The sequence below is a fragment of the Caballeronia terrestris genome, assembly GCF_001544515.1.
Classification (GTDB): domain Bacteria; phylum Pseudomonadota; class Gammaproteobacteria; order Burkholderiales; family Burkholderiaceae; genus Caballeronia; species Caballeronia terrestris.
The window spans coordinates 1-10,578 of the sequence record NZ_FCOL02000107.1 but is presented as its reverse complement, the minus strand read 5'-3'; the positions used below and the strand labels follow the sequence as shown (position 1 = coordinate 10,578).

Here is a 10,578-nt window from a genome sequence, read left to right as displayed (position 1 = left end):
GAAGCCCGTCACGCAGCCACCATGAAAGAGGCCGCCTGAGTTGCAAACCCGTGTTCAGACAATCCGAGCCGGTACACTCTTACCCGCGTTGGACCGCCGCTCGAATGTCTATCGAACGGTGATCGCGAAGGCTACAAACTGGCCGATCCTTGCCAGTCGCTCGCCGCCGACAAGCAGGCCACTAGCTTGCGACCGGCTATCGACAGCAAGCGCGCCGATGAGAATACGAGTTTTTTCACTTACCGCGGCAGTGCGCGATGGATATTTCACTATCCATGGCACGTGCTTGTCGTTCGATGCCACTCTTCCTGAAAAAATCGCCTTAAATTCAACGGCCCATTCTTGCACGAGTGACCGGTTCCGGTTGCCATCGAGCCTTTCATTATGGTTTCCGATTTAAATGTCGCTTGAGTCGAAATACTCCTCGTCCATCTCGTCGAAATCAAATTCTTCCTCAATCTCGGCATCCGTATCAAAATCAAAATTCTCGGCGCTTTCAGGCGGAGTTTTGAAGTCGAATATAGGGGGTACCACCTTGTTCTCATCGTAGAAACGCACGCCGGTAGCTCGAAGGGGACCGAAGAGCGTGTGGTTGTCTATGAAATTAGTATCCGCATTTCCTAGCCAATGACGCCGCCCTCCCTCATAGGCAAGTAGCCATTCGGCGCTTTGTAGTGCTCCCGCCGCTGCATACTGGGTCAAGGCACCGGCGGCAAGCGGAGTCGTTACGGTCCCAGCATGTTGCAAATCGAGAAGCATCAAGGTGCATATAGGACTAGCCATGCGGCCGATCTCATTGACAACCGTTGCATCCAAATCGATGACTAGTTTCTTGCAAACCCAAAGCAACCATGCCACCTCGCCGTGATGGTCGGAAGCGGCGGAGGCAGCGATCAGATTGTTGCATAGGCGGGATACCGCGTCCTTGTCAACCGGATAGCCGTGATGGTGGTATGTCGAAAGGATGTGCGCAATGACCTGAATCGTGTTCGGAAATCCGAAGGCGCACTTTAACAAGTACGACTCAAAAATATTCCAGTTCGATTTTTTGATAATCGTGGAGGAAATTTGCTTCACGCCATACTTGACCAAGCTCTCGTCTTTAAATCTTTTCTCAAGAGAAAAAAGACTTTCAAAGTAGTGGTGAATGTCGTCCCGTTGTTCTCTCCGGGCAGATGAAACGGACAGCCGCTTGATCGCATATTTCCAAGACTCCTCCACAAGCTCTTTCGTTTCAATAATACGCGTCTTCGACGCATTAAGCTGAAGTTGATAATCACTTACCGCCCGGGTAACTGCCGCAAGCGCGCGTTCCGCTTCTTCGCGCTTGCTGAAGAAGAAAAAGAAATCATCCACATAGCGAAATCCACGAGGTACGCTACCAAGCGTCTGAATGATCTGCTCATCAATTGCAACAGCAACTGTTTCAGCGAGGATATGGGACGTGTCCGGACCAATCGGCAGACCGATAGTCTGCCCATCTTGGACGCCCATTGAGCGCCCATCGAGAATGTTACCAAATACAACTGGATTTTTTGACTTGTTGGTCTTCGCAACCGCCTTGCTGTGTAGCGCCCATGGAATTACGTGCGTATAGATCGTAGGGAAAAATGCAGAGACATCTGTGATTAGGGCATATCTGAATCCAGCGGCTGCGGTTATTTTCTCCTCGTAAAGCTCGCTAAATTTTGGAATCGTAATAGCACGCAAACCTCCGGCAATAGTGGGCGTGCTTTTCGACAACGGACTCTTTGCGTAATGGGCCTGTATCTGCGCCCAATATTGAGTGATATCGCGCGCGAGATAGTAGAACGAAATCGGATTCAGGATTGCCGTTATCCTGCGGTAGTAGGACGACCGGGGGACGGAAAAGCGCTCGAATAAAGTGCTAGGCGGTGTGCCTGCAGCCTCCCACTGTGCCTGGAAGTTTGGCAGTTCACTTGCGAATGTCTCAGACGTGAAATTTGGGGGCAGTTGGACGGGAAGATAGCCTCTGGAAAGCAAGTCCTCAAACATCGCCATAAGTTTCACCGCCCCGTTTTTTTTGAGAATTGCATGATACAGAAATTCGCACGTGGAGAAGGGTCCCCAATGCCCGGTGTCTGATTAAAAACTGCCTCTCACATCGCTTCGTGGTTGAGTATGACTGGCCGGAAATGGCCGCGTACAGCCCGATGCAGTCGGCATACGTCGGCCGCAATATTCGTTGACCACCGTCGGCGGCCGTGCGTCGAAGGCCGCATCTCAAAAGCGGGTGACAACTTTATTTCGCGTCGGCAAACCCCTCCTGAATATCGCTCGCAACGCTATCGGGGCGCACGAAGGCCCGAGTTGACGACTTTATAGTCGCTACGTTGACATTTTTAATGCGTTCTACGGCCGGGCACCGGACGATCTCAACGCGAGAACGCGCTATCTCATAACGTCGCAGGGATGGGACGAAAGGCGAACTCGACCAGGTGCTGTCGCTCGAGGTCGCCGGCCGAAGGGTCGGAGCAGACTGGGTGCGGTCGGTCAGATTCGCTGGTTCAACGACAGCTGCCGCCGGAACTTTTCACTCGTCGTTCGTGCCGCCGTCTTGGAACTAGCCGGTCAATGGCGATCGGGCCCTTGACACAGCCCGCCGTGCCACGGGCTGCCGGCCAGCAGCTGGTGTCTGTCGCCGCGAACGGGGCTCCCGACCCATTGGCGACATCCGCGGCCCTGTGATTAGGGCGCCCCCCAGCAGCCGCTCGCAAAAGACGGCATTGGAGCAAGTTGTCGACCTCGTCCTTCACCTACTGCGGCAGGCCGGCGCCGGCGGCAGAATGGGCGCGCGCGACGAAAGTGTCCACGTGCTGCTGAACTAGGCGGTATACCGCGGTCCACCAGGGCCAATTTCCTGGGCGAATAGCAGAACCTAAAAGGGGGGCCAAAATTCTTTCCGGACGGGGACGCGGAAAGAGAAGATGATCCAACGATGGCGCACGACCTTCTTGGCGCCGCGGGCGGGTGTCCTATTGGTCTTCAACGGACCTATGTCGCCCAGGCAGTGGCTACTTGGATGGGATCCTATGACCGCCTTGGCACGACTGACGCAGTCTCGTTTGAGCCTGCTATTGCAGGACAAGGCCACCGATGCACTCTTGCACCGCGTGCCCGTTTATGCCGAGGTCAGCGCGAGTGTAGAGCTGCCGCCCTGGGTGGTAGACCATTTGCTCTCGTTTACCGAGGGTGAGACGAAGGTGCGGCAATGGCTGCAAAAGCACCCCTCGTTGCTTGATGCCATCCATTCGGTGATGGTCGCGAACATTGCCAAGCCCGATTTCGACGCGATTGCCGATCCACACGCGTTTCACCTTGGCATATTGGAGAAACTACGCGCCAACCTCGATGACACTGCGCCGCGGGCCGAACAGAAGGCCCTCATCGAGAAGATCGTTCTTCAGGCCTTGCGCAAGCTTCAGATCGAGCCGCAGGCCCAGCCCAAGAAGCGGGCCGTGTGGTCGCACCCGCTGGGTATGCTGGCCAGTGACCATGCTGGTTATCTGTCCTTCGACCTGAGCCATGTCCTGCCGAACTTGAAGTCGATGCTGCAGGGCGCGGACCCGTCCGACACCGAGATCGACTTCTTCGCGTACCCACTGGGCCGCGAGGCCCTGAAGGTTGACCTGCTGCAGCATGCCCGGATCACGCCCGACGCGATCTTTGCCAAGCTGCCGATCGAGTTGCCGGCCGATTTAGACCGCTTCCGCCGCGTCAACCTTCCGGCGATGCACGTGCCGGGTCTGGAGGACTGGTACCTCTCGCCCGGCTCCTTCGCGATCAACCCCGAGTTCTTTCTAGGTGTCGATGGCTGCGAGACCCTGTTCCCGGCGAATTTCGCGACCCACGAGTTCAGCTTCTTCCAGGTGGTTCGCGGCAGCCGCATCATGATTGCCGCCAAGACCACAGACGACGGCAAGGGTCATGTCGACACCGTGCTGGAAGTGCGCACAGGCTGGTCGCTGGAATACCGGGTGACGTGGCAGCCGCTCGGCCACACAATCGGCCAGATCGTCTACAGCCTGCCGCTGGCGCCGGGCGAGATCGTGAAGGTCGCGGTGATTGACTGGGCGCGCAAGTCCACCGACTCGCGCCTCGAGGACCTGACGGTCAAAGAACAGCTCGCGCACAACACCCATCGCGACCGCAACATCTCGGAGACAGTCGATGCCGCGATGCAGGAATGGCAGCGTGGCGGCAGCTTCATGGGCGGCGTAGCAGGCTCCTACGGTGGCGGCGGTTACGGCATCTCCGGCGCGCTGGGTGGCGGCTACTCCACCAGCTCGGGCGATCGCAACGTGCATGCCGCCACGGTGCAGCAGATCTCCGACGCATTTGCGCAGGCCAGCTCATCGGTGCGCGAGCTGCGCAGCACCATCGTCGTGCAATCGGACCAGCAGGAGCATGCCAAGGCCGAGACCCGCGTGGTCGCCAATCACAACCACTCGCACGCGCTGACGATGCTGTACTACGAGGTGCTACGCCATTACAAGGTGGGCACCCAGTTCATGCGCTTGCGGCCGTCCCTGCTGGTGCAGTACGGAACCATTGACTTTCACAGCGCGTACAACATCCTGCGCTACCGTCGTACGCTCGAAAGCGTGCTGATTGACGGGCGCTACCTCGGCTTCTTCGATGCTGTGCAGAAGCTGCAGTGTTTCACTCAGGGCTTCGAGCAGAAGCAGGCGCGGCTGGCACTGTTGCCGAACCTGGCGGGCGCCAACGAACTCGGCGAAATCCGGCTGACGATCAAGACCGCCAAGGCTGCGGACCGCGTGGTTACCATGATGGTCCTGACAAAGAACCTGGAACAGGTCGACTGCCTGGTAGTGAGCCCTGGTTGGGATCCGGCACAAATGCTCGGAGTCAATGACCGCATGCTGCCCGATGCCGTCGATGACCTCGACCCAGGCACACTCATGTCACCGAAGAACTACCGGCAGGACGGGCAGAGCAACGTATTCACTATCAAACCGTACAAGCCCGTGCTTTGGGACGACGTCGATGGTCTGCTGATCAAGGTCGGCCCGAGCGCCCACGGCTGGGACATCGACGCGCTGCTGGCCGTGACCACCGTGGCCGACAAGTCCTGGATCGTGATCGACCAGAAGCAGGCCTTCTCGGTGCCGGCCAACGGACAGAAGCGTCTGCCGGCGCTGGGCTACCGTGAACTGCCGGCCGACCCGGCCGCGCTGCTGACCGACGACGAAGCCTGCGCCGTGCAGCGGCTCATGAATCACCTGAGCGACAACGCCCGCCACTATGAGAAGGCGATCTGGCTGCAGGAGGATCCCGACCTCCGAGCACAACGCTTCCAGAACATGTTCTCGGGCACGGATGCGCTGATCGACCTGATCGAGAACCGGCCGATCGATGTGCTTGGCGACTGCGTGGTCTTCCCGGCGCGCCGCTTCTTCGAGAACAGTGAGGAACTGGCCGCGCTTGAGCCGGTGAAACTGGAGAAGATGATGTCCTTGCCGACCCGCGGCGTCTTTGCCGAAGCGAAGTTGGGCCATTGCAACGCAAGCGAGGAAATCGACGACACGAAGTTCTGGGATTGGCAGACCTCGCCGATCACCGAAGAGGCGCCGGGAATCGCCGATGTCGACATCAATGCCTCGCGCAACGACAAGGCGACGCTGGTGCCGACGGCACTGCCGTCGGCGATCGTCAACATCGTCAGCCCGACCGCCTTGCCCGACCCGACCGGCATGGCCGGCGCGATGAACCTGCTCGGCAAGGCCGACATCTTCCGCGACATGTCGGTGAGCAAGCAAGTGGAAGCGCTGCTCGAGAAGTTAGCCGACAAGTCGGTCGGCATCAGCGAGGCATCGAACAAGGCCCGTGACATCCAGCAGCAACGCCAAGCCAGCCCGCCTTCCGGCGGCGGTAGCCAGTCGGTAGCGCCCGAACCGACGAAGACGCCGGCGCAGGCGCAGCAGGAGATCAAGGTCTCCGAGAACCAGGCCGGCAAGGGCACCATCACGCCGGCCGAGCACAAGGAGAACGTCAAGAAGGCTATCGACAACATGACGGGCGCCGCCAAAGGCACGCCGCTCACCGTTACCATCAACTTCAAGCACTCGATCTCGGGTCCGCTGGACGGTGAGTTCGGCATTGAATTCGTCGGCCCAATTGGCGGCAGTTTCTTCACCAACACCGTAGGGGGTGTCGGCGCGGGTCAGGTCACATTGCAGACGGGCGAGCAGTACACGATCCTCATCCGCGGCAAGCGCACGCGCCTGCCGGTGTCGCTCGACACCATCGCCCAGATTCCCGCCGTGGCCGGCAACCCGGCGTTCAGCGTCGACCTCTCCAACCACGTCACAAAGCGCGAAGTGCCGATCGAGGCCAATATCATCGCCACCATAACCAAGGGCCGCAAGCGGCTGAACATCACGGTGGTGGCCGAAGAGGCAGCCAAGGACATCAAGATATCGGTCAAGGTGTCCGCCAGCGGCACCTTGAAGGCCGACCTCGAAGCCGAACTCGGCCTCAAGTTCCTGGGCATCGATGTTGGGCACGTGAAGGCAGGTGCCGCGGTCGAGACGACTGTCGGCACCGAGGTCTCGGTGGAGTTGCCAATCGAGTACAAGCGACTGACAGGCACAGTCACAGTGCCGAAGAACGAACTGGAACTGTGAATGCGAAGGGCTCGAATGGGGCAGGCGCTGGAGCGGCCCGGACTTCGAGCAGCGAATCGCGGAGATGGCGGCCCGATGAGGCCGCCCCGCTCGGGCGAGGCAGTTGCGGCCCTGCCGGGCCGCTCTGACGGTGTTCGATGAGGCTCAGATCATCGGCGAAGTGACCCCACCCGCGAACAACGAAGTGCTGCGCCAAAGCTGACTCTTGGGAACCAATCAAAGTGGCAGGGACCGCGAGTAGTCGAGTACTGTAAGTTCGCGTAGGAGATAAGCGGTTGCCGCCGCAGTGCGGATCGTCTCGCGTGAGTCCTGCGTGCGTAACACCTCGCATAGCGGCCATCCGAGCCAGCGCGGGTTGCCAGGTCCAACGGCTGGATGTTGCCAGTCAGCGTGAGTACGCCTGCCTGCGCCAAGCGTCGGCACACGCTGCAGTGCAGTCGCTCACATTGGCGCAGCCACTGACGGCGGGGGGGCGATGAGGGACCGTCAGAGTCCGCGTCCCGGCCGAGAACATCACAGCTGGCCTGTTTGGATCGGACCGCAGAACGTACTTACAATGACTAGTCAATTAGGATAACGAAAACACGTCGGTAAATCGCTTTATGTCAAACCTCTTTGACGCGCTTGTCCGCCGTCGACGAATGGTACACGGCCATTGCCAACACACCCTTCTTTACTCGTGTGACGGGCAACAGAGACTGATATGAACCGGACATTCCTGGAGCAGATTATGCAGCAAGCGCTGGAGGAAACCCTGGCGTGGCATGAACCCTTCATTTGGGCGCTGCGCGACCCTTCACAGGCCCGTGAGACAGTCGAGGCCGCCAAGCGGGATGTACAGAACTGGAAGGAGTCCAATTGAACGGCTGTCGTTCTCGAGAGCATGGCCCGCCAGCGAAACAGCTCCGCCAAAGAAGGGAAACATTTTCCCCAATTTCTTCCTTATCATGGTTTAAACGAATTTGGCGCCTCAATCGCCAATAGTTACTCCTCATATTAAAGGGTGGAATCATGGATAAGAAAGTTACTGAAGCGTTGAAGAACTGGGCTGATAGCCTCGCTGGTCTTGGACCTGTCCTTAGGGGCGAGGATCGCTCAACCCCTATGTCTGCAATTCGACATGCGTACACCGAGATGCTGGCCAAGCATCCAGCACCGGAAGGCGTTCGTTTCGAAAGTACGGATCTTGGCGGTGTTCCGACCACCTTGGTTATTCCAGAAAAGCTTACGACTGACGCCATCGTTTTTTATATTCATGGCGGCGCCTACATCGTCGGTGAGCCGGCGGGGTATCACGGAATCGGAGGCAACTACGCGAAAATGATGGGCGCAAAAGTGTACATGCCGAATTATCGACTTGCGCCGGAGTACCCATTCCCGACACCGATTGAAGACACCCTATCGGCGTACGAGGCGTTAATCGATCAAGGCATACCTTCCAAGCGTATTGTTTTCGCGGGCGAGTCTGCTGGAGGAGCCATGGTTGTATCGATAATGGTTGCGGCACGCAATGCAGGATTGCCACTGCCGGCCGGTGGAACTGCCATATCGCCATGGGCTAATTTAGAGCACACGGGGATTTCGATGACGAACCGCGAGGGTCTTGATCCACTCAATACAAAGGCAAGTCTAGATATGCTTGCTCGGTCGTTCCTGGGCAATGCTTTACCCAATCATCCACTTGCGTCTCCTGTTTTCGCAGACGTGACTGGGCTACCGCCGATTCAGGTGCAGATCGGCGAGAACGAGTTGATGCTGAGCGACGCCATGCGATTAGCCACCCATCTTGCCGACAGCAGAGTCCGCGTCGACCTCGAAGTTTGGCCGGAGATGTTTCACGCTTGGCATTTGTACGCTGCCATCTTGCCTGAAGCGCGTGTCGCGCTGCAAAGCTCGGTGCGTTTCTTGGAGTCGCAATTGAACGCTGGCCGATAAACTTCTAAAGCCGCCGAACCGACTTTCTATTGTTGTTTGTGTCCTCATGATTAAGATGCGAACAACTTGTAGTGGCAAGACGCTGTCGTTTTTATTTTTTAACGTTCTGGTTTTACGTCTACGACTAACTGGTAAACTTGCTCAGCAATCGCGTCATGGTAGCCGGTTTGGCAGAATATTGGTGGATGAGATGATTGGCCTAGTCCGGATAAAATGAAGATTTTGTTATTCGCTCGCCGTTGAGCAGCAGTTCAGAAATATTTTTTCTCTGAGTTTGGATCTACGGGAGCCGCCGCGTTAGTTTTCTTACGTTCTGGAAAACCATTGAAAACATTACAGCTTCTGACGGCTAATAGGCATAAGCCACGCAAACGGTCCGACGTCGACTTGAACTTGCGACTCAATTTACGTCCCCCCTCGTCATCAGGACTCGGTGATGGAACTCACTAGTATTAACGACATAATCGCGTTTGTCAGCGTTGTTGAAAGCGGAAGTTTTACTCTCGCTGCAAAAAAACTCGGTTTGACACGATCGGGAGTGGGCAAGCGCATCGTACATATGGAGCAACGCTTACAGACTCGACTATTCCAGCGCACTACTCGAAGCTTACGTCTGACCGATGATGGGCAAGTTCTCTATGACCGAAGTTCGCAAATTTTAGAAGATCTTCAAGAGATCGACACCGCGATGGCGCGTCGCACCGGTGAGCCCCGAGGCCAACTTACGCTTAGCTTACCCGTAACGCTGGGGCGGCGTCATGTTTTGCCCGTCCTCAAGCGTTTCTTGGAAAAGTGGCCCGAGGTCAACGCTACCGTCAGCTTTTCCGATAGATTCGTTGATTTGATCGAAGATGGCATCGATATAGCCATTCGCACTGGAGAGCCTCGCGAAGATAGTCGCCTGCTTGCGCGCGTTGTCGCTCGCCAAAAATCTTTCGCTTGCGCTTCCCCGTCATATCTAATTCGGAAAGGCGTGCCGAATTGCCCCGAGGAACTGGTGAACCATGATTGTCTATTTTTTCTCAGCGAAGGGCGGCCTCGACCATGGTCATTCTCTATCGACGGGAAACCCTGGTCTTACGCCGGGAAAGCGCGCCTTCTCATGGACGATGGTGAAGCGCTTCAGGCAGCCTCTCGATCCGGTTTTGGCGTAGCTTTTTTACCTACATACCTAACTGGTGAAGATCTTCGCGCCGGGCGTCTCGTACCCCTATTCGAATCCTATTCATTTTGGGATGAGCCCATTCGAGCCGTGTATCCAAGCAAACGATATTTATCACCGAAGGTTCGATCCTTCATCGACATGATTGCAGACGAATGGGCTCTGGAACCGCCTTGGGAGGTGATCACGGAACCAACGAGCTAGACTTTGTCGGGGGCCTTGCGTTGCGAAGTGGTGAGCGTTCAATCTGGCTCATGATGTCTGTTAGGCTGCTTGCCGATGACCAACGGTTAGAGCTTCGCTTGCAATCGAAAGCTTCGCACCAAAACGACGTCTGCCAATCGTCTTCCTGTGGCGAACGGTTTTATGACCGGCGCCACGCTCAAAGTTGACGGTGGCGCCCGCCTCGTCTAATCGTCGGACGCGGTTGAACAACGCGCAGAGTCGTCGACGCCGATGAGATTGTGCGGCCTCCCACAACTCAGGTCTTGGCACTGTAATGTTAAGAGGAGCCGATTTGGATGTCGGATCGGGAATAGTGTCGCGATCGCACAGCTGGTTTTTTCCACCCGCGTGCGCCGTGAAAATGATTCGGCATCGACCTCCCTTCTGCTTTTTACTCAAAGGTGGCGTCGCCCCAACATCCCAAAAACTAACTGGCGTAACATTCCAGTTGTTCTTGAGCAGCTGATGTTTTCGGCCGTCAGATTGAGAGTCGTAACCCCTTTTCTTACTTAGTCGGACCTGCAAAATTGGGTTTTGTTCGTGGACGCCTCGGGGCGTTCATCAGGTGGCCTTGTACTTTTCGAACTC

The 10,578-nt window shown here is 56.9% G+C and carries 6 protein-coding genes; 4 read left to right on the top strand and 2 right to left on the bottom strand.

Annotation, left to right across the window (positions count from 1 at the left end; genetic code table 11):
- Positions 1-108: 108 nt before the first annotated feature.
- Positions 109-348, bottom strand: a complete 240-nt coding sequence (locus tag AWB67_RS40035; protein ID WP_125477776.1) for a hypothetical protein — start codon at positions 346-348, stop codon at positions 109-111.
- 48 nt (positions 349-396) lie between these two features.
- Positions 397-2,022, bottom strand: a complete 1,626-nt coding sequence (locus AWB67_RS32405; RefSeq protein ID WP_087660141.1) for an RNA-directed DNA polymerase — start codon at positions 2,020-2,022, stop codon at positions 397-399.
- Positions 2,023-3,053: 1,031 nt separating this feature from the next.
- Here AWB67_RS32405 and AWB67_RS32400 point away from each other — a divergent pair.
- The 4 genes from AWB67_RS32400 to AWB67_RS32390 all read left to right on the top strand — a co-directional run bounded on the left by AWB67_RS32400 (position 3,054) and on the right by AWB67_RS32390 (position 9,969).
- Entirely contained in the window at positions 3,054-6,668 is a 3,615-nt protein-coding gene (locus tag AWB67_RS32400; protein ID WP_087660140.1) for a hypothetical protein, read from the top strand.
- 703 nt (positions 6,669-7,371) lie between these two features.
- Positions 7,372-7,530, top strand: a complete 159-nt coding sequence (locus AWB67_RS41045; RefSeq protein WP_159965042.1) for a hypothetical protein — start codon at positions 7,372-7,374, stop codon at positions 7,528-7,530.
- A gap of 149 nt (positions 7,531-7,679) precedes the next feature.
- Positions 7,680-8,603: an alpha/beta hydrolase gene (locus AWB67_RS32395; protein WP_087660139.1), complete on the top strand. Its 924-nt coding sequence runs from the start codon at positions 7,680-7,682 to the stop codon at positions 8,601-8,603.
- Positions 8,604-9,039: 436 nt separating this feature from the next.
- On the top strand, positions 9,040-9,969 hold the full coding sequence (locus AWB67_RS32390; RefSeq protein WP_087660138.1) for a LysR family transcriptional regulator: 930 nt from the start codon (positions 9,040-9,042) through the stop codon (positions 9,967-9,969).
- The last annotated feature ends 609 nt before the right edge of the window (positions 9,970-10,578 follow it).